The following is a 23953-nucleotide window of genomic DNA, read 5'->3' as shown; positions in this document are numbered from 1 at the left end:
ATTTTTTTGATAAGTGATTAGGCAGACATGATATGACGCATATATTCTGTTTGATAAACTGATTGCATTAGCTTTTTTAAAAGAATTAACACAACCAAGGGAACAGGGAATGTAAAGTTGCAACAAATGAAATCTGACTTTTCATCTCTGTACAAAAACTAATGCTAAGCCTAACCCCTAAAAAGCTTGCTAACTAGGAAATAGAAGCGAGGTTTTGCCAATAAGAGTGAAAAGTCAGCTTTTAGAATGAATGGAAAAAGAGATTGTATTTGTCCTACCGTCAATTAGAACCAAGCTTAATAAATCAACGCTGAGCCATTAATAACGATTCCAGTAGCGATCGCGTTCATAGCGACGGCGATCGTTACGGATGTTGCGAAAGTCGCCATCTCGGTCATAACGGCGATTATCCCGGTCATAACGGCGATTGTCCCGGTCATAACGGCGATTATCCCGGTCATAACGGCGATTATCCCGGTCATAACGGCGATTGTCCCGGTCATAACGGCGATTGTCCCGGTCGTGACGGCGATTATCCCGGTCGTAACGACGGCCATCATCACGAATGTTGCGAAAATCGCGATCGCGGTAATCATCACCACGTCTGTAGTTACGACTCTGAAGCTCATAGTTAGCATCATCATTTTGATGATAACTATGGTTATCCAACTCAGCAACATAAGAGGCATCAGCTTTAGGAGAAATAGCCAAAGCTGAAGCAGAAGCTATCAAGCCTGCGAGAAAAATAGAGACAAAGCGGCTCATAATCTCAGGGGAAAGTTGTTAATAGTAATTTATGCAAGTCCAGTCTGTTTACAAACAGCAGATTCCACAAGTCTTTAAATCAATACTATCAATATTGCATCAAGAATAAAAGTTTGATTCGGTGCAATGATGAAGAAAAGTTTTGTTGTCTGTGATAATTTATAACTAATTTAGGTATTTCCTACCAATATATAGGAATCCGCTTTGATTCTTTCTTACCTATTCCCTATTCCCTGTTAAGAGTTCCCTCCCTATTGCGCTTGCACTGCGCGAAGGCGCACCACGCAAATAATTTCAGATATCAAACCGGATTTCTATAGTTACATTTTCGTTTAATGAAATAATTTAATACTTTATATTTCTACAAATATTAGAACTATTTTAGATGGGGTATGTTAAACAACCCTAATAACTGATAATTTTGAAATTAATATTAGGAGTCGTTTTATGGTTCTACAAATTCAGCCCGCGCAAAAAGAACCAATTGTGACTTGGGAAGCACTCCCAGCCGATTTTATTTTACCTGACGATCCAGTGGAAAATATTCAACAACCAACTCTTGCTGCGGCGCTTACTGATGCTTTAGGAACCGCAGGACGCATTCAACCGCAAATGTTAATTGGCTCTAATTTTGGACTTGTCGCCACAGTCAATAAAAAAATCGTCGTTAAAGCCCCAGACTGGTTTTATGTCCCTCAAGTACACCTTGTAGCTGCTGATGTAATTCGGCGTAGCTATACCCAGAATTTAGAAGGTGGTGCTGTTGCTGTGGTGATGGAATTTCTCTCAGACACAGAAGGCGGAGAACTTTCGATTCGCTCAACTCCACCTTATGGTAAACTTTATTTCTACGAACGTATTCTTAAGGTTCCAACTTACGTAACCTACGATCCTTACGAACCCAGTTTAGAAGTACGCTGCTTGCAAAATGGGCGATATACTTTGCAGCAAGGAGACAGCAATGGACGCTTTTGGGTTCCTGAGTTAGATTTATTCCTGGGAATTTGGTATGGCGAAAGACTTTGCCAAACTACAAATTGGCTGCGCTGGTGGGATACAGAAGGAAATTTGCTGTTGTGGAGTAGCGAACAAGCCGAACAAGAACGTCAACGTGCTGAACAGGAACGTCAACGTGCTGAACAGGAACGCCAACGTGCTGAACAGGAACGCCAACGTGCTGAACAGGAACGTCAACGTGCTGATATATTAGCAGCAAGGTTACGCGAATTAGGTATTGACCCTGATGCGTAGACATCGCATAACTTCAAGAAATGCTGGGAATAATAATTTTGGGACATCTGCACCAAAATTATTATGAAACAGCAAAAAAATCAATTCAGTCATTTGACTGCAATGGAAAGAAATTATCTATCATTTCCAGCACAGTTTTTATTAAATCAAAACCTATTACAAGGCAAAATACTAGACTTTGGTTGTGGCTTTGGTAATGATGTGAAAATATTACGCCAAAAAGGTTGTGATATTACAGGTTATGACCCTTATTATTTTCCAGAATATCCTCAGAATAAATTTGATACCATAATTTGCTTTTATGTTTTAAATGTTTTGTTTGCGGAAGAACAAGCTAATATTCTGATGCAAGTTTCACACTTATTACAATCTGGAGGTAAAGCTTATTACGCTGTGAGAAGAGACATCAAAAAAGAAGGTTTCCGACAACATTATATTCACCAAAAACCTACATATCAATGTATTGTCAAACTTCCTTTTTGTTCACTTTATTTAGATGAACATCGAGAAGTTTATGAATATATTCACTATAATCATCAGCAACATTCATCTAATTGTTGTATATTTTGTAATCCCCGTAAAAATCTCAAATTCTTAACTGAATCAGCCACCGCTTACGCTATATTTGATGCCTATCCTATAAGTAAAGGACATGTTTTAGTTATTCCTAAACGTCATACGAGTAATTATTTTGAGCTATCATTTAAAGAACAATCTGCTTGCTGGTTGATGGTAAATAAAGTGCAAGAAATTCTCAAAACAGAATTTCAGCCTGATGGCTTTAATGTAGGAATGAATATTAATCGAGAAGCAGGTCAAAATATTATGCACGCTAGTGTTCATATCATCCCTCGTTACAAAGGTGATACTGTTTCTCTGAAAAGTGGAATTAGAAGCGTTATTCCTAAAAAGCAATAGTTTTTCTTGACTGGCAGCTTTTAGTAGTAAATTTGTTGAAAACATTTTCAAATATTTAGCTAACCTAAATTATCCGGATCTATTCCCAGCGCTTTTAATTGTTCTGCCAATTGTTGAACGCGTTGTTCTGCAATTTCAGCGCGTTGTGCTTCCTGTTGAGCGCGTTGTGCTTCTTGTTGAGCGCGTTGTGCTTCTTGTTTAATTTGTTCTGCTGGTGTGGGATAGCGTTTTCCAGCCTCATCATACCAATACATCCATTCCCGCGTTACTCCCGAATAATTGCCCCTTTCGCAACCAATTCCTAAACCAATTTCTGGTAGCCAAACAGGGTTACCCTGCTGTAATTCATACTTACCATTAACTAACTTATGTACTTCCAGGCGTGGTTTGCGGCGGCGGCGAGAAGAATAAATGACGTAGTAAAGTACACCTAATGCTGCATATTCATCCAATTTTGTACTATATTCTTTGCGATAATTTTGGGAAACAACTTCTAATACTAAAATCGGTAGAACGTTTTCATCCCACAGCACATAACTAGGGCGTAGTTCCTCATCATAAAACCTTTCTACTCCTAAGCTCAAAAACCCATCTGGCACGATGGCAGGTTTATCGGGGTGATAATAAATACCCATATCTATGCCAAAGAACCAGTCCATGCGTTCTGCCCAAAGTATTAGCAGTATTGCCTTGAGCAAACCTGGTATCAATTCTTGTAGTTCATTATCCACAGGGGTTTCATCAGAGTCCGGTAGTTCCTCGGCTGAGGGCAAGTACCTTGGCAAGTTGTACTCTAACATAGTTGGTTTTCCCAAAACTCAAATGATACTTGGTTTTTTGCCTCACCAGAATTATAGCGATTTCCAGTGCAAGACATGTTCTCACAAATCAATAGGAGCGATCGCACAAAATAAAAGCCAATGTCTACGTACCTGTACAAGCAAACAAAAAGCCCAGATGATGTTGATGTTCCCATCTGGCGCATTCCGCAAACTTGCTGAAGCAGGCAAAATTTTTGGTAACTCTTAACTATTGATAAATATATCGAGTTCTCTGCCATTGATGCTTTATATTTAGCGACAGGGTAGTGCAAACACCCACTCATTTACAAACACTAGGAGGCAGCAGCCATCACCACAAGCAACTAGCGCTCCCGTATCACCACAGAGTGTAACTCAAGGTTAAGTTGATATTAAAACGGATAATTTTTGCTGAATTGCGACAGATAAAGACTAAACTAAAAAGTCTTGTGCAGCAAAACCTGTAGCTTTAAATAAACTAATCATGTCTAAGGTTCTTGTCTCTGATTCCATTGACCCAGCTGGAATTGACATTCTCTCCCAAGTTGCTACTGTTGATGTCAAAACAGGTCTAAAACCAGCAGAACTAATAGAAATTATTGGAGAGTACGACGCGCTAATGATTCGTTCTGGTACGCGCGTCACCCAAGAAATTATTGAAGCTGGTACGCAACTAAAAATCATCGGTCGTGCCGGTGTGGGTGTGGATAATGTGGATGTTCCCGCCGCCACACGCCGAGGAATTGTGGTAGTTAATTCTCCAGAAGGAAACACCATCGCTGCTGCTGAACACGCTGTAGCAATGATTTTAGCTTTGTCTCGCCATATCCCCGATGCCAACGCTTCGGTGAAACGCGGTGCATGGGATCGCAATAGCTTTATCGGCGCAGAAGTTTACAAAAAAACCCTTGGTATTGTCGGTTTGGGTAAAATTGGTTCCCATGTGGCCGCTGTGGCTAAGGCAATGGGGATGAAATTACTAGCCTACGACCCCTTTATCTCCACAGAACGAGCCGAACAAATTGGCTGTCAGTTGGTAGAACTGGATTTACTCTTCCAGCAAGCAGATTATATCACCCTACACATCCCAAAAACCCCAGAAACTACCCACTTAATCAATGCCGTAACCTTGGCAAAGATGAAACCCACAGTCAGGATCGTCAACTGCGCTCGTGGTGGGATCATTGAAGAAACAGCTTTAGCAGCAGCCATCAAAGCTGGTAAAATTGCAGGTGCAGCCTTGGATGTGTTCGAGTCGGAACCACTGGGTGAATCAGAATTGCGATCGCTAGGCAAGGAAGTCATCCTCACCCCCCACTTGGGAGCATCCACCACAGAAGCCCAAGTCAATGTAGCCATTGATGTCGCCGAACAAATTCGAGATGTACTCTTAGGACTACCCGCACGTTCCGCCGTCAACATCCCCGGACTCGGCCCCGATGTTTTAGAAGAACTCAAACCCTACATGCAACTAGCAGAAACTCTAGGTAATCTGGTGGGACAGCTAGCCGGTGGACGAGTAGAAGTATTGAATGTGCGACTCCAAGGCGAACTTGCAACCAATAAAAGTCAGCCTTTGGTAGTAGCTGCCCTCAAAGGACTACTTTATCAAGCTTTGCGGGAACGGGTAAATTACGTCAATGCCAGCATCGAAGCCAAAGAACGGGGTATTCGCGTCATTGAAACCCGCGATGCTTCCATTAGAGATTATGCCGGTACTCTACATCTAGAAGCCACGGGTACTTTGGGTACTCATTCTGTCACTGGTGCATTGTTGGGCGAGAAAGAAATCCATCTCACCGATGTTGACGGTTTCCCCATTAATGTCCCACCCAGTAAATATATGCTGTTTACCCTACACCGCGATATGCCAGGGATTATCGGTAAACTCGGTTCCCTGCTTGGCAGTTTCAATGTGAATATTGCCAGTATGCAAGTCGGTCGAAAAATCGTCCGTGGTGATGCAGTCATGGCTCTGAGTATAGATGACCCTTTACCTGAGGGCATCTTAGATGAGATTATTAAAGTCCCTGGCATTCGGGACGCTTATACAGTAACTCTGTAAAGTGCCCAGTGCTGAGTGAAAAAAGTTAGGAGTTAGAAGTTAGGAGTTAAAAGTTAAAAAGTAAAACTCTTAACTCCTAAGTCTTAACTCGTAAAGGAAAACTCCCAACTCTTAACTCCTAACTCATAACTTTCTAATACTCAGCACTCAAACATGGCAAACACTTGGTGGGAACTACAAATTTTATGCGAACCAGACCTAGAAGATTCTATCTTTTGGCGGCTGGAAGACTTTGGCTGTCGTGGTATGGCTAGTGAAAGCAAAGGAAATTCCTCTTTAATTAGGAGTTACTTGCCGACAATTCAAACACAATTACTAGATTTGGCTGCGCTATCATTGCGGCTGCGTCAAGATGCACTTTGCGTAGGGCTTTCATCTCCCAGCCTGCGGTGGGAATTGATTGATGAAGAAGATTGGGCCACTAGCTGGAAGCAATATTGGCAACCCCAAGAAATTGGCGATCGCTTTTTGATTAACCCCGCTTGGCTACCATTACCAGAAACAACCGAACGCTTAGTCATTCGTCTTGACCCTGGTGTAGCATTTGGCACGGGAAATCATGCCACGACTCAGTTGTGTTTAGAATCGTTGGAAATGCGTTTGAGTCAAGTACCACAATCTTTTGTCAGCAATGATAGCAAACAAGAACATACGGTAATCGCTGATATTGGTTGCGGTTCTGGTATCCTTGGCATCGGAGCGCTGCTACTGGGAGCAGAGAAAGTTTATGCAGTGGATACTGACCCCTTGGCGGTGCAGTCAACTATCAGCAATTGTACTTTGAATGAGATTAGCCCAGAACGTTTAATACCTGCACAGGGAAGTATAGACGTTTTAACAAAATTGCTGGAAAATCCAGTAGACGGTATTGTTTGCAATATTTTGGCTAATGTGATTATTGAGTTGGTTCCAGAAATGAGTGCGATCGCTAAGCCTAACACTTGGGCTATCTTCAGCGGTATTTTACTCGAACAATCCAAAGCTGTAGCCGATGCTTTAGAAAAACATGACTGGGTAGTCGCTACTCTCTGGAAACGCAAAGAATGGTGTTGTTTGAATGTCAGACGTTCTTAAGCAAAGAAACTCAACAGCAAACATTACAGCACTCAAAACTGCTGTCAACAATCGCAACTATTGTCCAATTAGCAAACAACCTAATTGTTTCTTTTACCAGAGTCACGAGTTTTAGTTGAAAATTGGTACTTTTGGATCACTTGCTCAATCTTGGAAGTCACTATATTTATTCTATTTTTCACCTTATCAAAATCAATATTCACCCAAATATAAGATTTATTGGGCATTTGTGGTTTGTTATCCATAATTTGCCTCACTTGTCAAAAAAAATTATTATTTCTACACAATATAATTCTCTTAATGTTTAGGCTACTTTCTCAAGACATATAAGTAGATATGCTTAATGTTTGCTTAAGATTTCAGTTGCTAGTAGTTCAATCAAATGGCGATTTTTCCAGTAGGGCGGCGATACTAAGCGCTTATTAATTCGGCAAAATAACGGTAATTCGACAGATACCAAAAACCTCCTCGAAATCTCTTACCAAAGCGGGAAGAGGCTTAACAACCCTAATTATTTGATATAAGATAACAGTCTAAAATCTCAAATCCAAAATTGGATGAAAAGCTAAAAAAGACGCGAGATTTCGCGCCTTTGGGAACTAACACCAAATTCTCAATTTCATTTAAACAAATGCTTTTAGATGTTCCACTAACTGCGCTGCTTGTCTGACACCTTCAATGCGCTCCACAGGCTGACCCTTCTTGAATAAGACTAGGGTTGGTAGGGCATAAATTTGATACTGAGTAGCCAATTGCGTGTATTTTTCCGTGTCAATTTTCACAATTCGCAGACGATCCTTGAGTTGGGCATTCACTTGTTCTAAAATTGGCACCATCATCTGGCATGGCCCGCACCATTCAGCGTAAAAATCTACCAATACGGGCACATCAGAATCAGACAGCATCTCTTCAAAGCTGTTAAATTGTTTTTTAGTTGCCATGTGATACACACCGCTTTTCAATTGTTTGTTTCAATGGTAATTCTTAGAATATAAAATCGGTATATGTTTATGATTTTTTCTCACGAAAAGATTACATTAATCAATATGGACTAGTTGGCTAGGAAAAATATTAAATAATTCTAATAAAATAGAAGAATTTTATTATTTTGTGCATACCAGTTCAATGTCTATTTGAACTGATTTTAACTAACTGAATAATTATACAGAATTTAATGAGATTGATGTCTACACAGTTGGCAGTTTATACAATCTGGTGATGTCTACTCTACAACAAGCTAACCTACGCAGCTATAATTGAACCAACAATAAATATATTGTTCAACGTTATAAATTCATTAGCAAACAAATAAGTATAGATAGTTAATTTTTACGAAAATTATGATCTTCAAAGAATTAGAAGCTAAATTACTCAAATTAACACCAGCCGAAAAAGCTAAAATTATTAACATTCTTTCCCAAAGCCTTGCTAATCATTGGGAGGGCATCGAGAAAACACCAGAAATATGTAGTGGAAAAGCCTGCATTATTAACACTCGTATCCCCGTTTGGGGATTAGTCCATGCTCGTAATTTAGGATATAGTGAAACAGATATACTGAGTAATTATCCAAGTTTATCAGCAACAGATTTAGCAAATGCTTGGGCCTATGCAGAGGCATTTAATGAGGAAATTGCACAGGATATTAAAGAAAATGAGGAAGCAGAATAAATGGCACGTCTCTACGCAGATGAACATTTTCCTCGTGCGGTGGTAGAAATTCTGCGCTCATTAGGACATGATATTTTAACAGTACAGGAAGCAGGAAAAGCGAATCATAAGATTCCTGATTTGCAAGTGTTAGAATTTGCTACTCAGGAAGAACGTGCTATCTTAACTCTTAATCGTACAGATTTCCTAAAATTACATTATAATCATCCAGATCATAGTGGTATTATTATTTGCCGAGACGATCGTAACTGGGAAAATTTTGCTAATCGTATACACCAAGTTATTACTCAAGTTGAAAGCTTCAAAGGACAGTTAATTCGTGTTAATCGAGTTATATCTAGCTAATTAGTGATCCAAATTGCATCATCCTAGTAAGATTTTATCCAAACAATATTTCAGATGTTCCCTAAATCGCCATAAGATAATTAGCGCGGTATTCTGAAGATTGAGGAATATTAAATGACACTATTAAAAGATAAAGTCGCAATTGTCACAGGTGCTTCGCGGGGAATTGGACGAGCGATCGCCATTGAATTAGCCACACAAGGAGCCATCGTAGTAGTTAATTATGCCAGTTCCAGCACGGCAGCGGAGGCTGTTGTTACAGAAATTACCACGGCCGGAGGTCAGGCCATCGCTCTCCAAGCAGACGTTTCCAAAGTCCAGGAAGTAGACGCCCTAATTAACGCCGTCACCGAAAAGTTTAAGCGTGTGGATATTTTAGTCAACAACGCAGGGATTACCCGCGATACACTGTTGTTGCGCTTAAAGCCAGAAGATTGGCAAGCAGTCATCGACTTGAATTTAACCGGTGTGTTTTTATGTACCCGCGCCGTCAGTAAAATCATGCTCAAACAGCGATCGGGGCGGATTATCAGCATTACCTCCGTTGCTGGGCAAATGGGCAACCCAGGTCAGGCAAACTACAGCGCCGCCAAAGCAGGTGTCATTGGTTTTACCAAAACCGTCGCCAAAGAACTTGCATCTCGTGGCATCACCGTTAACGCCGTCGCCCCTGGTTTCATCGCCACCGACATGACTAGCGACCTTAACAACACCGAAGATATTCTCAAATTCATCCCCCTCAGTCGCTTTGGTCAACCAGAAGAAGTAGCTGGGATGGTGCGGTTCCTCGCCGCAGACCCCGCCGCAGCTTACATCACCGGACAAGTATTTAATGTTGATGGTGGGATGGTAATGGCGTGAAAAGAGACGTGATAAATCGCGTTTGTACAATACTTTGCAATTAATAAATAGCTTGTAGGGGCGTACAGCTGTACGCCCGTAGCAAGGTATTTGCAACTTGGAATGTCGAGTTTAAAAGATAAAAGCGATCGCTCATGATGTCAGCACCTCATCTAGAATCACAACGGGCAGAATTAGTTGTCCCATGCATCTCGTTCTGCTTCGAGGTCTCGATTGATTTCTTCTACACTTCTGCCAACAGGACGCTGTTTGTGGATTTCTTCAAGCAGGTGGATAATCGATTGTTCTTCTAGTGTCGTTTTTTGTGGTATCAGGACAATTACCTCAATAGTTTGTCCTACAGAGGTTAAGAGTGTATCGGCAGGCAAGGTGATTTCAATTTTGTTGCCTGGTAAAACTTTAGTTTCAATGCGTAATGCTGATTGCATCAAGCCTTCTCCTGGTTTGGTTTCTTCTTAGCTATTGTTTGTTCTATGGACTCCCTATGGTTGTATCCATTGTGGCTCAAAAAGCGATGGCGATCGCAACCATTTCTCAACTATCAAAGGCGATCGCTTGTCGGTTTACAATCTCAAGTGGAGCGATCGCTGTGCATTATCAACAAAAACATAAAAGTGATCGCACCTCATTCTACAATTTAGGTGGAGCGATGTCTTCCACGGGCTACACCTACGCCATCTGATAGATCTCTAATTTTATGGCTATAGGTTTGATTCTGGAGATTGTTTATTACCCTCATCTTGAAAATCTTTAATTTTGGCATATAAGCTAGCAACTGTTTCTTCAGCAAACAGTTTTTCTTTAAATTGCAAATAGTCGCCTTCACTTAGTTTACAGGCTGCCCAAAATTTCATTTTTCTAAAGCAACATCTTCTTCACAGAGATATGAAAACTCAATTCCCATCAAGTCTAGAATCTTGAGTAATTCTGCTGGTTCTAGCTGCATGACTTCCGCAGCTTTTTTTAAGCTAATTACTTTAGCAATTAAAGCACCGAGTAAAAATAGAAAGTTTTCTTTTTGTTCGATATTCTGAAATAACTGAATTTCAGAGGCGATCGCTTGAGTCAGTTCTTGATTCATCGGTAATTTTGTACTAATCTATTGTGGGTCAGATCCTTCTCCAATTAAACTGGAGTGGAGTAATATCTCTTACGGGCTACGCCTACGTCCCCAGAACACCATTATTTTACCTGGGAACAAGAAACTTCGAGTAAAAAGGGAGAGTGATGTCTGCGACGGGCTACGCCTACGCCCTCAGAACACCATCATTCCACTTTAGAACAAGAACATTCTCATTTAAAACAGGAACATTCTCACTTGGAACAAGAACATTCTCGTTTAAAACAGGAACGTTCTCAGTTGAAACAGAAACGTTCTTGTTTAAAACATGAAACTTCGAGTTCAGAACAGGAAACTTGGAGATAAAAGCTTGATTGATGAGGTTGGGAACTTGAATTTTGCTATTGTGATTAAAGAAAATCGCGCAAATCTGCTAAATTTTTACGACAATTAATAGTATTAGGATGATTTGTCCCTAAGCATCTCTCAAAAATATCTAATGCTTGGATGTAAACGGATTCGGCTTCGCTGTATCTGCCTTGGGACTTGTAGAGTGCCGCTAGGTTGTTGAGGCTAACTGCGACAGATGGATGTTCTTCACTTAGCAGTTGACGCTTGAGTGCTAAAGCCTGTTGATAGAGGGGTTCGGCTTCGCTGTATCTGCCTTGGGAGTTGTAGAGTAACGCTAAGTTGTTGAGGCTAGTGGCGACAGATGGATGTTCTTCGCCCAGCAGCTTGCGGCTAAGTGCTAAAGCTTGTTGATAGAGGGGTTCGGCTTCGCTGTATCTGCCTTGGGACTTGTAGAGTAACGCTAGGTTGTTGAGGCTAGTGGCAACATCTGGATGTTCTTCGCCCAGCAGCTTACGCCTAAGTGCTAAAACTTGTTGATGAAGTGGTTCGGCTTCGCTGTATCTGCCTTGGGACTTGTAGAGTAACGCTAGGTTGTTGAGGCTAGTGGCGACATCTGGATGTTCTTCGCCCAGCAGCTTACGCCTAAGTGCTAAAACTTGTTGATAAAGGGGTTCGGCTTCGCTGTATCTGCCTTGGGATTTGTAAAGTCCCGTTAGGTTGTTGAGGCTAGTGGCGACAGATGGATGTTCTTCACCCAGCAGCTTACACCTAAGTGCTAAAGCTTGTTGATAAAGGGGTTCGGCTTCGCTGTATCTGCCTTGGGATTTGTAGAGTCCCGCTAGGTTGTTGAGGCTAGTGGCGACAGATGGATGTTCTTCACCCAGCAGCTTACAGCTAAGTGCTAAAGCTTGTTGATAAAGGGGTTCGGCTTGGCTGTATCTGCCTTGGGAATTGTAGAGGAACGCCAGGTTGTTGAGACTAGAGGCGACAGATGGATGTTCTTCGCCTAGACGTTTTTTTGTGATTTCTAGACACTGCTGACACCAAGGTGTTGCCTGGGTATACAATCCTTGACCATTGTAAAATTTAATATTACCCATGAAAGGCGAAGTTAAATCTTCATCACTGACGTATTGAATTAAATTATTTGCTACTTCAGCTATATGAGGTATGGCGAAGGAGACAGCGTTGATTTGCTCAAGGATGGGGTCTTGAGGAATATCTTTAGCAACTGCTACCATTACCCGGCAAAGCGATCGCTTTAATTCCTCTGCCTGTTCTAAACCTGTAAGCTTATATTGGAAAAACTCGCGCAACAGTGGATGTAATTGGTAAACTCCCTCACCTTTGCGCTGGAGTAAATGCAAATTCAATAACTTATCGTCCCGAATTTCCTCTAACTCTTCCTCATCTTCCTCTGCTAAACACTGTTCCACCAAATCCCAAGCTATAGGCGCGGATGCAAATAAACTCAATAAACAGCCCAACTGCTTATCATCGTCGTTTAATTCTTGCCAACTCAACTCAAAGGCTGCTAACACACCCCGTTGTGCAGTCATGTCGCCTTCTGGTTTATCTAAAGCGCGTTGTTCTAGTCGCTTTTTCTCCAACCGTCGCAACATTTCTGTTAAAGAAACATCTACTTTGCGCTTCAGATATCGCCCCACTAATTCCAAACCCAAAGGCAAATATCCCAACCACTCACACAACTGATTTGCCACAACTAATTCTTGCTCAATTCGCTGTGGTGTTTCTTTAAAAAACGACTTTAATAACTCCAACGCCGCTTCTGGTTGCAATACATCCAGGAATAATTGCTTAATAGATGCTCCCAAGTATTGGCGCGTGGTAATCAACACTTTAAACCGGGAAGATGACGAGGGTAAATAAGGCTTAACCTGCTGATATTCCCCAACATCGTCTAACACTAGCAGCACATCGCCCTCCTCACGCCAATGCTGAAAGCAATATTGCACTTGCGCGAGTAATTTTTGGTTAGGATCGTCTGTTAAATTATCTGGCGGGTTTAAATCAAGATGAGTTCTGGCAAACTGCACAACTTGAATGCCCACATCACCAACCTTTGCCAGCAACCAGCAAATTCCACCCTTGTAAGTTTCCCGGTGATTTCTGGCATATTGTAGGGCAAGTTCTGTTTTACCAACTCCACCCATACCAGCAACAGCAGCTATCGCCACCTGTTCGTTTTCCTGCAAAAGCTGGTGGAGATTTTGCAAATCTTTTTCACGTCCAACAAACTCCACCACGCCACTCAGGGGTAAATTTTGCGGTATTTCGGTAGAGGTATTTAACTTTACCTGTTTCCCAACAGGCGACTGTAGTCAGAAGTGGATACCACCATAGTTAGTACCTACCTGAACTAATTTTTCAATAGATTCAGCTACCTTTGCATTATTGATCACACCTTTTGATTGCGGGTTTAGCTCATTTGCTAACGCCTGGACTTTCGGCGCGACTTGAGGATCGGCGTTTGCGGCTGCTTCGACTTCTCCCACAGATTGAGCAATTTCGCTATCTGCGTCTGCTGCGGCTTTCAACTCTAGTACTGCTTTGCCATAATCTAACGGCGGCTGTGTATTTTCTGGTGTCGCCTCTGTTAACAAGGGCAATTTATTTTTATTACGTAACTGTGCGATTAATTTACCGCTTGCTTCTAACCCTGCTTCCCCAAGCTTTTCGCCAGTTTTTTCTAAGGCTTTAGTTAAAACTATAGTAGCGATCGCAGTTGCAACAGCCGTTAGTGTTACAGGTTCCATAGTTTTTTGAATAACAACCGAAATTCCACTGAAAGCTATTCTAGCCTAGCCTCGTTGCCACATTTGTTGATTTTGTTTGCCTAAACGTGGTTTTTAACGTTAACCCTCTCCTAAAAGCGGGTTTCTCGATTTGAGCCGACTGGCGTTGTGTTATGGCCTAGCCTAAAGCACCAAAACCTTTAACTGATGCGTTACGCTAATAACGCTAAAGTCATAATATGACTAATAAAATCACAACCCAAATGCAAACTGATAAATACCCTTTTGCTCAAGAACTGATTACTGATATGGAAGGTAATATCCGCAAAGTAGTCATAAATTTTGATGACTATCTACGCTTGCTAGAAGCTATTGAAGATGAAGGACTTATCTTAGCAATGAAAGCAGTAAAACATGAAATCCCTCTAAATATAGATGAAGCATTAGCACAACTAGAACAAGAGTGATTACCCAATATCTACCCAGCTTTATCAAGGATATGAAGGCTTTGAAAAGTACACCTTACTACGAGACTATTAGAATCCTTGCTTTTGAAGAAATACCACAACTATTAACCTTTGAAGAAATTACTAACATCAAAAAACTTCAGGGTTATGAAAATGCTTATCGCATCCGCGTCGGTGATTATCGTATAGGATTTATTTTTGATGGAGAAACAGTCATATTTCAGCGAGTGCTGCACCGGAAAGATATTTATCGTTATTTCCCAAAATAAAACCATCTTAATTACGTAGCTTGCTTCTCGCCGGAGGCGAGTATTACCTTAGCGTAGCGGGGCGTAGCCCATTACGAATTACAAATGCAATTTAATCCCCAACTACTACCTCGAATTAATAGTAAAACCCTCAGAGAAAATGGTAAACAATATTATGTAGATGCCAAGGGAAACCGCTTTCCCAGCGTCACCACAATACTTAATGTCACCAAACCCCAAGCAGATAGAGACAGATTATTAAATTGGAAAGCGCGTGTAGGAACAGAAGCAGCCACCCGCATATCTACAAACGCCAGTCGTCGCGGAACCCAAACACACAAACAAATTGAGCGTTACCTGCTTGGACAAAATCCTGTTTGTCCCGAAGCTAGTCGCCCTTATTGGGAAAGTATTCAGCCAGTTTTAGCAGAAATCGACACAATCAGACTTGTGGAAGGCTCGGTTTTTCATTACGATTTGAGCTATTCTGGCAAAGTAGATTGCATTGCCAGTTATCAAGGCATCCCCTGTATTTGCGAGTGGAAAACAGCAGATAAACCAAAAGGTTCAATCGAGCATTTATACGAACATCCACTGCAAATTACAGCATACATTGGAGCAATTAACAACTATTATCGAGATTATGGCATTGAGCTAAATCATGCTTTGTTGGTAGTAGCAATTCCAGAAATGCCAGCCGAAGTATTTTGGTTTGAACCAACAGCGATAAAAGATTACTGGCAAGAATGGGAAAAAAGACTCGCCGAATTTTGGCAGCGCAGAAGTTTTCGCAATTATGACAACTCGTAATTAAACTTCTTGCAGAAGTTGGGAAAAGGGTAAGGGTAAAGGGGGAAAGGTTTGGTATTTTCCCTTTCCCCAAATCATGATTTTTCAAACATCCTCTAATAATCACTATCAGCGACACAAATGCCTTTACATTTAATACCGTTGGTAGTGGTGCGCTGACAATGAGAACATAGAATTTTTTCGTTTTCTGTTTGTTGATTGATTTCTATGCTAGTGCTTGTCTTTCCTTTGTCTTTTTCGCTTTGGAATTCTACACTCATAAGAATAGAAAAGTTTTTTGCAATTTACACTAGTCTTTCTAAATCTAAATCTGATGCTATTTGAGCAAGTTTTTCTAAATCAGTGGGGTTGTCTACATAAGGTAAACAGCCTAAAACTGGGACGTTAGTTAATGATTGAATCAATTGTGGTGGCGTCAAGTCGGCTATTTCTGCATCTGAACGGGGCTGTACGCAATTCAATACAATGCCTTTGAGATGGACGCGGGATTGTCTAGCCAATGCCACATTCGCCACTGCACTAGCGATCGCTCCTAATCTCACTGGCACTACCAATACTGTTGGTAAACGCCATTCTGCGGCTAAATCGGCTACTGTTAATTCTTCTGTGACGGGGGAACCCAACCCACCCAAGGCTTCTACCAGCACAAAATCACGCTGCGATCGCAATTTAGATAAGGCTTGCCACACAATTGCTAAATCTACTCGGCGATTTTCTCGTGCTGCGGCGATGGGAGGGGCTAAGGGCGCTTGAAAATACAATGGTGTAATTTCTTCGGGCGATTGTTCTAGGGCGAATAGATTTTCATACCATTCGCGATCGCCAATCCCTGATTGAATCGGTTTCATGATTCCCCAGCTACGCTGCGGGTAATGTTTTTGCCAATAGGCTGCTAACGCTGTGGTTAAAACAGTTTTACCAGCCTCGGTATCAGTTGCAGTAATCAGTAATGCGTTCAACAATGATTGCTAAATAATTAACGTTTTTTGATTATTACACCAAATTTCAGTTGAAGTAAAAGCCAAACACAGAGTTTGTTTTACTTCTGAATTCTGCTGTAGTTATTAGCGATGGGAAAATAAAGCCTCATCACTAATAAATCATTTTAGTACAATTCGCACAATTAAATTCATCGTTACAATGATGCTTTCATGTTACAAAAAAAGCAGATTTTCCTGGAAACTAATCCCCAATTATCTAGCTTTTAAGGTGAAATAGTTGGATCGGGAGTTAGTGTAGGTGTGCTATCAATCAATGGAGTATTGTTTTCTGGTTCTGGAGTGGGAATTAGCGTAGGAGTTGGTGTGGGAAATGGTAACGGAGTTTCTGTAGGAATTGGCAATGGAGTTTCTGTGGGAATTGGCAATGGAGTTTCTGTGGGAGTTATGGTTGGGGTTGGTGTGGGACTGAGTGTGGGTGTAGATGGAATGAGTTTTTGTAATCCAATATTCAGATTATAATTACTTTCGGCAACTCCTGGAGGCAGAATTAATTCAACAGTATATACACCAGGAAGTAGTAATGTACCTTCATAGGATATAACTCGCACTGCATTATTATCAATTGGTTGTTGATTGGGATTTAATACTGTTAGCAAAACACTGGTTCCTGGCTCCAAAAATGTACTTAACTTCAGTCCTTCCTGGGCAACAAAAGTATAGCGGTTGATTTGATTCGCTTTGATATTACCTTCAACTGCGATGGCGTTAAATGTTCCCAAATTCAAACGCTTAGTAGATATAACAGGTTGTTCTTGAGTAGGTGTGGGTGTAGGTGTGGGTGTGGAGGTGAATGTAGTACCACCAGAAATTACTGGTGAAGGAAAATTTTGGGGAAGCGTTTGCTCTGGTTGTGGTTTTGATTGGCTGCGAATGGAACTTACTAATGCCCAAGAACCAAATCCCGCTAAGATCACTACAACACCACCAATTGCAGCGATCGCTAAGGGATTATCCAAAACTGAGCTACTCTGACTTGGTGGAATTACGGGAGCAGGTTTTTTTGGTGAAGCTGCTGGTGTCACCAAATCAGGGCGACGACCGACAGCCATTGTTTGCAAATTGGAAAAATCAGGATTAGGGGCGCTTGGTTGCTGCAAAGATTGTAATGCTTGCGATACATCAGCAGCAGTTTGGTAGCGATCGCTGGGAATATGATTTAACATCCGATTCAAAACCTGGGCAAATCTTGGATTTACTTGTGCCCACTGCTGCCAATTCCAAGTTACTTGATTTTCATCAAATAAATCTCTTGGTTCTTTACCAGTCAACAAAACAATCGCACTCACCGCTAATGCATACAAATCACTACTAGGATAGGCCCCTCCTGTTTGTACTTGTTCGCTCGGAGAGTAGCCTAATTTTCCCACACTGGTTACTGGCATTACACTCTCAGGGGATTGTAAACGCGTTGCCAGTTCTTTTACCACCCCAAAATCAATTAACACAGGCTTACCATCGCGATCTCGCAAAATAATATTTTCTGGGGAGATATCCCGATGAATAATTCCTCGGCTATGAATATGCTCTAAAACAGGCAACAAAGACTGAATTAACCCAAATACTTCTGCTTCTGTGAAAGTTTGACCCACAGCTTGCTTCTCAGCCAACAGAGTCCGGTAAGTCTGACCTGCAACGTAGTCCTCCACCAAAAATAAGCGTTGGTCTTGTTCAAATCTTTCTCGAAATTTTGGCACTTGTGGGTGTTCGATTTGATATAAGATAGCAGCCTCTCGGTGAAAAAGCTCTTGCGCCTTTTCCCAAGCCGCAGGCTCCATTGCTGTTGAAATCAATTCCTTGATGGCGCAAAGCTCGTTAAAACGCCTCTGGTCTTCTGCCAGATAGGTTCTACCAAATCCCCCCTGTCCGAGAATTTGAATGATTCGGTAACGGTTTTGTAAGACAGTACCAACTGTAATGGGTGATTGCATGATCGAATGATTGAGTGTAATGGCAACCGAGGAGTAAGTCACCGACAAAGATTAAGTCTCAGTGGTGACCGACAGTTACATGCAGCGATATTTTACCTTACGAAAAAGAATTTGACGTTGAATGTTGACTGATGACTGATGAGTATTAACTGTCAACCGTCAACATCGGAATTTCGTTAAATACGGGTATTTTCGGTTTTCATTGTGTTATTTAGAACGTAGAATTAAATCTGTCAGTTTATTTATTTGCGGTTAAAATCGTAGGATATAATACAATACCACCTGAATCCTGAGTCACAAGCCTTGTTCTGTCTTTGAAAAATTTCAATATCACTTAAGTTGTAATTACTTTGCTCTCAGTTATAAATGAGGTAGTTAGAATAATCTATCTATCACACCAATGTTTGAGGGATTAGCGTTATTTACCTCAACACCAAAAAAATTCCACTAGTCTAGTGGACAGACTTGACTTAATACCACAAAAGGTATCAATAGTTTGTAAGCCAAGAAAATTAGAGAATTACCAAATGATAATTTTATGGAAAAATGTTTAAATTTTGTATTGAAGCTTCAATAAAACTCACAGATGTTTTTTTAGGCTATTTCTTGGTTAAATCTATAAAATCTCTAATGATAATATTGCTATGAATGCACATCGAGGATCTGCTGTGCTCAGTTCTGCAACTTTCAAAGTGGAAGCATCCGCAACAAGACTGACTGATAATCATCGCCTGCGGCTGTTTTCTGGTTCTGCCAATCTCCAACTGTCTCAAGAAGTCTCTCGTTACCTGGGCATGGACTTGGGGCCAATGATCCGCAAAAGATTTGCGGATGGAGAACTTTACGTTCAAATTCAAGAATCGATTCGGGGTTGTGATGTCTATTTAATCCAGCCATGCTGTCAACCGGTAAACGATCACTTGATGGAATTATTGATCATGGTTGACGCTTGTCGTCGAGCTTCTGCACGACAAGTCACGGCTGTAATTCCCTACTATGGGTACGCCCGCGCCGATCGCAAAACCGCAGGACGAGAATCAATAACCGCCAAGCTAGTTGCTAACTTGATCGCAGAAGCAGGTGCTAACCGCGTTCTAGCAATGGATTTGCACTCGGCTCAAATTCAGGGCTATTTCGATATACCCTTCGATCATGTTTACGGTTCGCCAGTATTGTTAGATTATCTGGCCAGCAAACAACTGCCCGACCTTGTGGTTGTCTCTCCAGATGTTGGTGGTGTTGCACGAGCCAGAGCATTTGCCAAAAAGCTCAATGATGCCCCACTAGCAATTATTGACAAACGTCGTCAAGCACACAATGTTGCAGAAGTCTTAAATGTGATTGGCGATGTTAAAGGCAAAACCGCAGTCTTGGTGGACGATATGATCGACACCGGTGGTACAATCGCCGAAGGAGCGCGACTACTGCGCGAAGAAGGAGCGCGTCAGGTATACGCCTGTGCTACCCATGCAGTGTTCTCTCCACCTGCTGTGGAGCGCTTATCCAGTGGGTTGTTTGAAGAAGTTATCATCACAAACACGATTCCCATACCAGAAAGCAATCGTTTTCCTCAACTAGTGGTGCTGTCAGTGGCTAATCTTTTAGGAGAAACTATCTGGCGAATTCATGAAGATACTTCAGTCAGTAGCATGTTTCGCTAGTCAATAAAACAGTTTCATTAACGTTAAAGGCATGAAGAATGAAGTCTAAAAACTTAATTCTTCATGCTTAATTTTTTATTTATCAAGTAAAGCTACAGATTCTTAAAAGATAATGGAATCTGAGTTTAAAATTGAAGTGTCCATTAAGCTTGCAATAACATTATTATGACCGGCGAACAAGTAACAGTAGAGTCTTTGTATACTGTCACTGACGAAGAATTAATGTTGATGAGCTTTCAAAACCCAGAACTACGGTTTGAACGCAATGCTAATGGAACGTTAGAAACTATGCCCCCAACTGGTGGAATTTCAGGTAATCGAGAAATCAAAGCGGGAGCCTATCTATTGAATTGGGTAGAAAGTCAAGATTTAGGTGAAGTTTTTGGGCCAAGTACAGGTTTTAGATTAGCAAATACAGCAGTGCGTTCTCCTGATGCGGCTTTTGTCGCTAAAGGACGTTTACCAAAAGGTTGGGATGAACAAGAAAACAAATTTATTAACTTAGCACCCGATTTTGTGATTGAAATTCGTTCTAAAAATGACAGCTTGACAAAACTTAAAGCCAAGATGGAAGAATATATTGCTAATGGTGTGCAATTAGGATGGTTAATTGATAGTAGAAATCAGCAAGCTTTAGTTTATCGTCGGGATGGTTCAATTACTCAATATCCAGCAACAGCAACCTTAAGTGGAGAAGATGTTGTGCCTGGTTTTATGTTGCCTTTAAAAAAATTATTGTAGAAGCGATTGACACTCAGAGCAGCTCATCCATCTTTAGTATTTTAAATTTTAACTTTGTATCTCCTTAACAGATTGTTGTGATTTAAGTTGAGAAGCTATTAAGGGAACCTTTGGTGCGAGAAAAAACCCAATCAAACTAGCAAACAGGATTGGTGTAAAAGGACTAAAATTAGTCAATTTTGATAACAACAAAGTTGTACTTATGGGTGTGCGTGTCACTGCTGCATTGATAGCTGCCATTGTACAAATCATAGCTAGTGCAGGATTTAAACCAGGAATTAAAATTGCGATCGCTTTACCAATACAAGCACCAGTAAAAAATAACGGAATAATAAAACCACCACGCCACCCGCCAGTGACTGTAATGCTGATGGATGCCATTTTACCCAAAGCTAAAATTAACAAAAAAACAACTGAAAAATCAGCTCTTAGGACTGATTCTAATTCTTCATGTCCGAAATAACGGGTTAGGGGTAAGAAGGCTGCTAAAGTACCTAAGCAAAATCCGGCTAATGTGGTGCGTAGATAAACTGGCCCAGGAACCATCGCTAAAAGTCTATCACAGCCGCGAAAAATGCCCATAAAAATCCAACCTGCAACAGCGCCGATAATTCCAAATAGGATAGCCAAAGCAAAATCATTGATGTTCTCTAAACGGTATTGGGGAAAATACCAAGTCGGAGCAATTCCCAAATGGGTGATGAAGGCAAATACTAAATAACTAGCGCAACTAGAAACGATCGCTGGCATTAAAGCTTCGTAGTATTCTACGATATGCTGATGGTGCAGAATTTCTAAGGCAAACATCGCCCCACCTAATGGTGCGCCAAACAAGGCGGTAAAGCCAGCTGCCATTGCTGCTAAACTCGTGGATCTGAGTTCTTCGCCCTCAAGACCAAGGCGATCGCTCACCCATGTACCAAAAGATCCTGTAACCTGTACTAATGGGGCTTCCGGCCCTGCACTACCCCCAGCAGCAATACTCATCAAAGACGCGAGAATCATCGCCGGATTTTTTCGTGCATCCAAACGCCCGCCACGAAAATGAATATTATCAACAATGACGGCAATTTCCCCAGGATTGCCCAAAAAATGAATTACCAAGCCAACAATTAATCCCGCTATTGGCATCACTATTAGCAGACTCACACCCTCAAATCTTTCTAGTTGGTGAGTCATTAATTCCAGAATATTCCAGTACAAACCAGCAAATAGACCACAAACAGTCCCCACCACTACCCAGCGTAAAACCCACCGAGAAATGAAAAGAGGATTACGTCTTACCAGTCCAAAAAGTTGTAAAAACTTCCAGCGCTGAGTTTGGTTTGTGGGAGTACGCTTATTTGGTAGCACTGCTGATTTCCTAACTGAAATAATCAAATGTCATAATTTATTGACATTTATGATAATAATGTAATATGAGTTCAAAAATTATCAACACAAAAAAATTTAAAAAATTATCCACTTATACTTTTAGATAGACGGAATTTAGAACTTTAGTACATCGCCAGATAGATAAAATTCTGATGTGAATTTATTAAATTGACTCAAGGATATGATATTTCAAGTAGGAGTTAATTTAGTAATGCCAGACAGTCCTGGATTAGGAGAACAGGCGCTGAATAAAGCGGCAGAAATAGGATTATCTAGCCAGTTAGATGAAGTAGAAAAATTAGATGTAAATATCAAAACCGATCCACTGAAAGTAGTTCAAGGACAGGTAGATGCAGTCACCATTGAAGGTGAAGGTTTAGTAATGCAAAAAGACCTCCGCATGGAGGAACTAGAAATGCAAATGAATAGCGTTGCCATCAATCCTTTAAGTGTGGCTTTTGGCAAAATCGAACTCACAAAACCTACTGAAGCTAATACACGAGTTGTTTTAACTGAAGCTGACATTAACCGCGCTTTCAACTCTGAATATGTGCGATCGCAGCTACAAAATCAAAAAATACAGATTAACGGTGAACAAAGGACTATTGAACCGCAACATGTAGACTTTCGACTACCTGGTGATGGAAAAGTAGCGCTAAATGCCAGGGTTAAATTAGCAGAAACAGGCGAAAATCAACAAATTGCTTTTTCAGCAGTACCGACCATTAGTGGTAACGGAAAAAGTGTTTCGCTGGAAAATGTTGAGTATGGTGAAACTAAAGAAATTTCACCAGATTTGACAAAAGCTTTGATAAATCAAACCAGCGAAATTTTGAATTTGAGTAACTTTGATTTGGAAGGAATGAATCTACAAGTTAACCAACTAGAAGTACAACTAGGTAAACTAACCCTGCAAGCCCAAGCTTATGTAGAACAAATTCCTACTGGTGAAAAATAGAAGCAGAATTCAGAATTCAGAAAACTTGGAAATTTTTGTTTTTCTAATCATTTGACCTCTTGCAAAAGTTACTTTTGCAAGAGGGGGGAAAGGGGAAAGGTTAAATGGAAAAGGGTTTTTATTTGCCCTTTCCCCTTTACCCCTTACCCTTTTCCCCACTTCTTTTAGAAGTCTATTCTGTTAATCCAGCAAAGCGTAACCCATTCTGAATCCTGACTCTTGAATTTTCGCAAAACAGCACTATAAACTGAGGACACTAATATAATGGAAACTACAGAAAGAACCGAAACAAATTCAACACCTTTTCCAAATATTCCACCAGTTATTGAAAGTAACGATAGTGAATATCGTGATACTGGCGTACCTAGCACTGTGGCCATCGCCGGACATCCGTTACACCCCTTGAGTGTAATTTTCCCCATCGCCTTTTTAGCCTTAGCCTTGGGAACTGATTTTGGCTACTGGTTAACTCGTGATTTCTTCTGGGCCAGGGCTTCGTTATGGTTAATCGGACTGGGATTAGTTGGAGGTTTAATTGCAGCCGCCATCGGTCTGAGTGACTTTTTGAAAATCGAACGAGTCCGCAAACGCACTGCTGGTTGGGCCCACTTGATACTTAACGTTTCTATCCTGGTTTTGACACTCTTGAACTTCCTCCTGCGTTGGGGCGACGCCGAAGCCCGAATCCTACCTTGGGGATTGCTTTTATCCCTAATTGTTGGTACATTAACCAGCGCTTCCGGCTGGTTCGGCGCTGAACTCTCCTATCGCCACAAAATCGGTGTAGTCGGTGCAGGTAGTCGGAGATATCCGTAAATGCAGACTGGGGAGATGGGGAGAGAGGGGGAT

General features: G+C 41.2%; 28 protein-coding genes. 16 read left to right on the top strand and 12 right to left on the bottom strand.

The genetic code is table 11. From position 1 onward, the window contains the following. Nucleotides 1-318: 318 nt before the first annotated feature. Nucleotides 319-765, bottom strand: coding sequence for a hypothetical protein (locus tag GNE10_RS08425; protein ID WP_221642777.1), 447 nt, complete (start codon nt 763-765; stop codon nt 319-321). A gap of 447 nt (nt 766-1212) precedes the next feature. Between GNE10_RS08425 and GNE10_RS08420 the strand changes: the two genes are divergently transcribed. Together GNE10_RS08420 and GNE10_RS08415 are read left to right on the top strand one after the other, a co-directional pair. Next, nucleotides 1213-2016 carry a Uma2 family endonuclease gene (locus GNE10_RS08420; protein ID WP_185564545.1) on the top strand — a complete coding sequence of 268 codons (804 nt, stop codon included), beginning with the start codon at nt 1213-1215 and terminating at the stop codon, nt 2014-2016. A 63-nt stretch (nt 2017-2079) separates the two neighbouring features. Then, entirely contained in the window at nt 2080-2934 is an 855-nt protein-coding gene (locus GNE10_RS08415; RefSeq protein WP_185564543.1) for an HIT family protein, read from the top strand. A gap of 59 nt (nt 2935-2993) precedes the next feature. Here GNE10_RS08415 and GNE10_RS08410 read toward each other — a convergent pair whose 3' ends face one another. Next, complete coding sequence (locus GNE10_RS08410; protein WP_185564542.1) at nt 2994-3734, bottom strand: Uma2 family endonuclease; 741 nt, start codon at nt 3732-3734, stop codon at nt 2994-2996. A gap of 22 nt (nt 3735-3756) precedes the next feature. On the opposite strand from GNE10_RS08410, the gene GNE10_RS08405 reads away from it, so the two are divergent. The 3 genes from GNE10_RS08405 (at nt 3757) to prmA (ending at nt 6873) form a co-directional block, all read left to right on the top strand. Further along, nucleotides 3757-3963 carry a hypothetical protein gene (locus GNE10_RS08405; protein ID WP_185564541.1) on the top strand — a complete coding sequence of 69 codons (207 nt, stop codon included), beginning with the start codon at nt 3757-3759 and terminating at the stop codon, nt 3961-3963. Between the two features lie 255 nt (nt 3964-4218). Continuing rightward, the gene (gene serA, locus GNE10_RS08400; protein ID WP_099066832.1) at nt 4219-5799 is read left to right on the top strand and encodes a phosphoglycerate dehydrogenase; all 1581 of its coding nucleotides are present in this window, start codon (nt 4219-4221) and stop codon (nt 5797-5799) included. 153 nt (nt 5800-5952) lie between these two features. After that, nucleotides 5953-6873 (top strand): 50S ribosomal protein L11 methyltransferase, encoded by a 921-nt coding sequence (gene prmA / locus GNE10_RS08395; RefSeq protein WP_185564540.1) that lies wholly within the window; start codon nt 5953-5955, stop codon nt 6871-6873. Between the two features lie 623 nt (nt 6874-7496). Here the strand turns inward: prmA and trxA are convergent. After that, nucleotides 7497-7814, bottom strand: coding sequence for a thioredoxin (gene trxA, locus GNE10_RS08390; RefSeq protein ID WP_185564539.1), 318 nt, complete (start codon nt 7812-7814; stop codon nt 7497-7499). A gap of 399 nt (nt 7815-8213) precedes the next feature. On the opposite strand from trxA, the gene GNE10_RS08385 reads away from it, so the two are divergent. From GNE10_RS08385 to fabG, 3 genes are all read left to right on the top strand, one after another. Beyond that, nucleotides 8214-8543, top strand: a complete 330-nt coding sequence (locus GNE10_RS08385) for a DUF433 domain-containing protein (RefSeq protein ID WP_099066829.1) — start codon at nt 8214-8216, stop codon at nt 8541-8543. Next, nucleotides 8544-8888: a DUF5615 family PIN-like protein gene (locus GNE10_RS08380; RefSeq protein WP_185564538.1), complete on the top strand. Its 345-nt coding sequence runs from the start codon at nt 8544-8546 to the stop codon at nt 8886-8888. 114 nt (nt 8889-9002) lie between these two features. After that, complete coding sequence (gene fabG, locus GNE10_RS08375) at nt 9003-9749, top strand: 3-oxoacyl-[acyl-carrier-protein] reductase (protein ID WP_185564537.1); 747 nt, start codon at nt 9003-9005, stop codon at nt 9747-9749. A gap of 173 nt (nt 9750-9922) precedes the next feature. Here the strand turns inward: fabG and GNE10_RS08370 are convergent, their stop codons facing one another. Continuing rightward, a complete protein-coding gene (locus tag GNE10_RS08370; protein ID WP_185564536.1) occupies nt 9923-10177 on the bottom strand; it encodes a hypothetical protein in 255 nt (84 codons plus the stop codon). A 56-nt stretch (nt 10178-10233) separates the two neighbouring features. Between GNE10_RS08370 and GNE10_RS08365 the strand changes: the two genes are divergently transcribed. After that, nucleotides 10234-10431: a hypothetical protein gene (locus tag GNE10_RS08365; RefSeq protein WP_185564535.1), complete on the top strand. Its 198-nt coding sequence runs from the start codon at nt 10234-10236 to the stop codon at nt 10429-10431. A gap of 19 nt (nt 10432-10450) precedes the next feature. On the opposite strand, the gene GNE10_RS08360 is transcribed toward GNE10_RS08365, so the two are convergent. The 4 genes from GNE10_RS08360 to GNE10_RS08345 all read right to left on the bottom strand — a co-directional run bounded on the left by GNE10_RS08360 (nt 10451) and on the right by GNE10_RS08345 (nt 13937). After that, entirely contained in the window at nt 10451-10603 is a 153-nt protein-coding gene (locus tag GNE10_RS08360; RefSeq protein WP_185564534.1) for a hypothetical protein, read from the bottom strand. After that, nucleotides 10600-10830: a hypothetical protein gene (locus GNE10_RS08355; protein WP_185564532.1), complete on the bottom strand. Its 231-nt coding sequence runs from the start codon at nt 10828-10830 to the stop codon at nt 10600-10602. The genes GNE10_RS08360 and GNE10_RS08355 overlap by 4 nt, the downstream gene beginning before the upstream one ends. Before the next feature lie 389 nt (nt 10831-11219). Further along, nucleotides 11220-13427, bottom strand: coding sequence for an FxSxx-COOH system tetratricopeptide repeat protein (fxsT, locus tag GNE10_RS08350; RefSeq protein WP_185564531.1), 2208 nt, complete (start codon nt 13425-13427; stop codon nt 11220-11222). Between the two features lie 75 nt (nt 13428-13502). Further along, on the bottom strand, nt 13503-13937 hold the full coding sequence (locus GNE10_RS08345; RefSeq protein WP_185564530.1) for a hypothetical protein: 435 nt from the start codon (nt 13935-13937) through the stop codon (nt 13503-13505). 218 nt (nt 13938-14155) lie between these two features. On the opposite strand from GNE10_RS08345, the gene GNE10_RS08340 reads away from it, so the two are divergent. From GNE10_RS08340 to GNE10_RS08330, 3 genes are all read left to right on the top strand, one after another. After that, nucleotides 14156-14383: a hypothetical protein gene (locus tag GNE10_RS08340; protein WP_260446838.1), complete on the top strand. Its 228-nt coding sequence runs from the start codon at nt 14156-14158 to the stop codon at nt 14381-14383. Further along, nucleotides 14380-14652 (top strand): type II toxin-antitoxin system RelE/ParE family toxin, encoded by a 273-nt coding sequence (locus GNE10_RS08335; protein WP_185564529.1) that lies wholly within the window; start codon nt 14380-14382, stop codon nt 14650-14652. The genes GNE10_RS08340 and GNE10_RS08335 overlap by 4 nt, the downstream gene beginning before the upstream one ends. 84 nt (nt 14653-14736) lie before the next feature. Beyond that, nucleotides 14737-15441, top strand: coding sequence for a PD-(D/E)XK nuclease family protein (locus tag GNE10_RS08330; protein ID WP_185564528.1), 705 nt, complete (start codon nt 14737-14739; stop codon nt 15439-15441). Nucleotides 15442-15536: 95 nt separating this feature from the next. On the opposite strand, the gene GNE10_RS08325 is transcribed toward GNE10_RS08330, so the two are convergent. The 3 genes from GNE10_RS08325 to GNE10_RS08315 all read right to left on the bottom strand — a co-directional run bounded on the left by GNE10_RS08325 (nt 15537) and on the right by GNE10_RS08315 (nt 18370). Then, nucleotides 15537-15701, bottom strand: a complete 165-nt coding sequence (locus GNE10_RS08325; RefSeq protein WP_185564527.1) for a hypothetical protein — start codon at nt 15699-15701, stop codon at nt 15537-15539. A 24-nt stretch (nt 15702-15725) separates the two neighbouring features. After that, nucleotides 15726-16400 carry a dethiobiotin synthase gene (gene bioD / locus GNE10_RS08320; protein WP_185564526.1) on the bottom strand — a complete coding sequence of 225 codons (675 nt, stop codon included), beginning with the start codon at nt 16398-16400 and terminating at the stop codon, nt 15726-15728. Nucleotides 16401-16645: 245 nt separating this feature from the next. Continuing rightward, complete coding sequence (locus tag GNE10_RS08315) at nt 16646-18370, bottom strand: serine/threonine-protein kinase (RefSeq protein ID WP_185564525.1); 1725 nt, start codon at nt 18368-18370, stop codon at nt 16646-16648. Nucleotides 18371-19014: 644 nt separating this feature from the next. Here GNE10_RS08315 and GNE10_RS08310 point away from each other — a divergent pair. Together GNE10_RS08310 and GNE10_RS08305 are read left to right on the top strand one after the other, a co-directional pair. Beyond that, nucleotides 19015-20031 carry a ribose-phosphate pyrophosphokinase gene (locus tag GNE10_RS08310; RefSeq protein ID WP_185564524.1) on the top strand — a complete coding sequence of 339 codons (1017 nt, stop codon included), beginning with the start codon at nt 19015-19017 and terminating at the stop codon, nt 20029-20031. 165 nt (nt 20032-20196) lie between these two features. Beyond that, nucleotides 20197-20772 carry a Uma2 family endonuclease gene (locus GNE10_RS08305; RefSeq protein ID WP_185564523.1) on the top strand — a complete coding sequence of 192 codons (576 nt, stop codon included), beginning with the start codon at nt 20197-20199 and terminating at the stop codon, nt 20770-20772. 48 nt (nt 20773-20820) lie between these two features. Here the strand turns inward: GNE10_RS08305 and GNE10_RS08300 are convergent, their stop codons facing one another. Beyond that, nucleotides 20821-22125: a chloride channel protein gene (locus GNE10_RS08300; protein ID WP_185564522.1), complete on the bottom strand. Its 1305-nt coding sequence runs from the start codon at nt 22123-22125 to the stop codon at nt 20821-20823. Nucleotides 22126-22357: 232 nt separating this feature from the next. Here GNE10_RS08300 and GNE10_RS08295 point away from each other — a divergent pair, with 232 nt between their 5' ends. Continuing rightward, nucleotides 22358-23104, top strand: a complete 747-nt coding sequence (locus tag GNE10_RS08295; protein WP_185564552.1) for a DUF2993 domain-containing protein — start codon at nt 22358-22360, stop codon at nt 23102-23104. Nucleotides 23105-23368: 264 nt separating this feature from the next. Next, complete coding sequence (locus tag GNE10_RS08290; protein ID WP_099066814.1) at nt 23369-23920, top strand: DUF2231 domain-containing protein; 552 nt, start codon at nt 23369-23371, stop codon at nt 23918-23920. The last annotated feature ends 33 nt before the right edge of the window (nt 23921-23953 follow it).

It is taken from the genome of Nostoc sp. 2RC (genome assembly GCF_014222165.1).
In the GTDB taxonomy this organism is placed as follows: domain Bacteria; phylum Cyanobacteriota; class Cyanobacteriia; order Cyanobacteriales; family Nostocaceae; genus Nostoc; species Nostoc linckia.
The sequence above is the reverse complement of the archived record's forward strand: the minus strand, read 5'-3'. Positions and strand labels throughout refer to the sequence as shown.

Coding starts and splice junctions, on each gene's coding strand:
- GNE10_RS08310 (WP_185564524.1), top strand. CDS start 19,015: ATGAATGCACATCGAGGATCTGCTGTGCTCAGTTCTGCAACTTTCAAA.
- GNE10_RS08420 (WP_185564545.1), top strand. CDS start 1,213: ATGGTTCTACAAATTCAGCCCGCGCAAAAAGAACCAATTGTGACTTGG.
- GNE10_RS08410 (WP_185564542.1), bottom strand. CDS start 3,734: ATGTTAGAGTACAACTTGCCAAGGTACTTGCCCTCAGCCGAGGAACTA.
- GNE10_RS08340 (WP_260446838.1), top strand. CDS start 14,156: ATGACTAATAAAATCACAACCCAAATGCAAACTGATAAATACCCTTTT.
- GNE10_RS08325 (WP_185564527.1), bottom strand. CDS start 15,701: ATGAGTGTAGAATTCCAAAGCGAAAAAGACAAAGGAAAGACAAGCACT.
- GNE10_RS08380 (WP_185564538.1), top strand. CDS start 8,544: ATGGCACGTCTCTACGCAGATGAACATTTTCCTCGTGCGGTGGTAGAA.
- GNE10_RS08360 (WP_185564534.1), bottom strand. CDS start 10,603: ATGAAATTTTGGGCAGCCTGTAAACTAAGTGAAGGCGACTATTTGCAA.
- GNE10_RS08415 (WP_185564543.1), top strand. CDS start 2,080: ATGAAACAGCAAAAAAATCAATTCAGTCATTTGACTGCAATGGAAAGA.
- GNE10_RS08425 (WP_221642777.1), bottom strand. CDS start 765: ATGAGCCGCTTTGTCTCTATTTTTCTCGCAGGCTTGATAGCTTCTGCT.
- GNE10_RS08305 (WP_185564523.1), top strand. CDS start 20,197: ATGACCGGCGAACAAGTAACAGTAGAGTCTTTGTATACTGTCACTGAC.
- GNE10_RS08345 (WP_185564530.1), bottom strand. CDS start 13,937: ATGGAACCTGTAACACTAACGGCTGTTGCAACTGCGATCGCTACTATA.
- serA (WP_099066832.1), top strand. CDS start 4,219: ATGTCTAAGGTTCTTGTCTCTGATTCCATTGACCCAGCTGGAATTGAC.
- prmA (WP_185564540.1), top strand. CDS start 5,953: ATGGCAAACACTTGGTGGGAACTACAAATTTTATGCGAACCAGACCTA.
- GNE10_RS08315 (WP_185564525.1), bottom strand. CDS start 18,370: ATGCAATCACCCATTACAGTTGGTACTGTCTTACAAAACCGTTACCGA.
- fabG (WP_185564537.1), top strand. CDS start 9,003: ATGACACTATTAAAAGATAAAGTCGCAATTGTCACAGGTGCTTCGCGG.
- GNE10_RS08385 (WP_099066829.1), top strand. CDS start 8,214: ATGATCTTCAAAGAATTAGAAGCTAAATTACTCAAATTAACACCAGCC.
- GNE10_RS08295 (WP_185564552.1), top strand. CDS start 22,358: ATGCCAGACAGTCCTGGATTAGGAGAACAGGCGCTGAATAAAGCGGCA.
- GNE10_RS08355 (WP_185564532.1), bottom strand. CDS start 10,830: ATGAATCAAGAACTGACTCAAGCGATCGCCTCTGAAATTCAGTTATTT.
- GNE10_RS08405 (WP_185564541.1), top strand. CDS start 3,757: ATGATACTTGGTTTTTTGCCTCACCAGAATTATAGCGATTTCCAGTGC.
- GNE10_RS08330 (WP_185564528.1), top strand. CDS start 14,737: ATGCAATTTAATCCCCAACTACTACCTCGAATTAATAGTAAAACCCTC.
- trxA (WP_185564539.1), bottom strand. CDS start 7,814: ATGGCAACTAAAAAACAATTTAACAGCTTTGAAGAGATGCTGTCTGAT.
- GNE10_RS08290 (WP_099066814.1), top strand. CDS start 23,369: ATGGAAACTACAGAAAGAACCGAAACAAATTCAACACCTTTTCCAAAT.
- GNE10_RS08370 (WP_185564536.1), bottom strand. CDS start 10,177: ATGCAATCAGCATTACGCATTGAAACTAAAGTTTTACCAGGCAACAAA.
- GNE10_RS08365 (WP_185564535.1), top strand. CDS start 10,234: ATGGTTGTATCCATTGTGGCTCAAAAAGCGATGGCGATCGCAACCATT.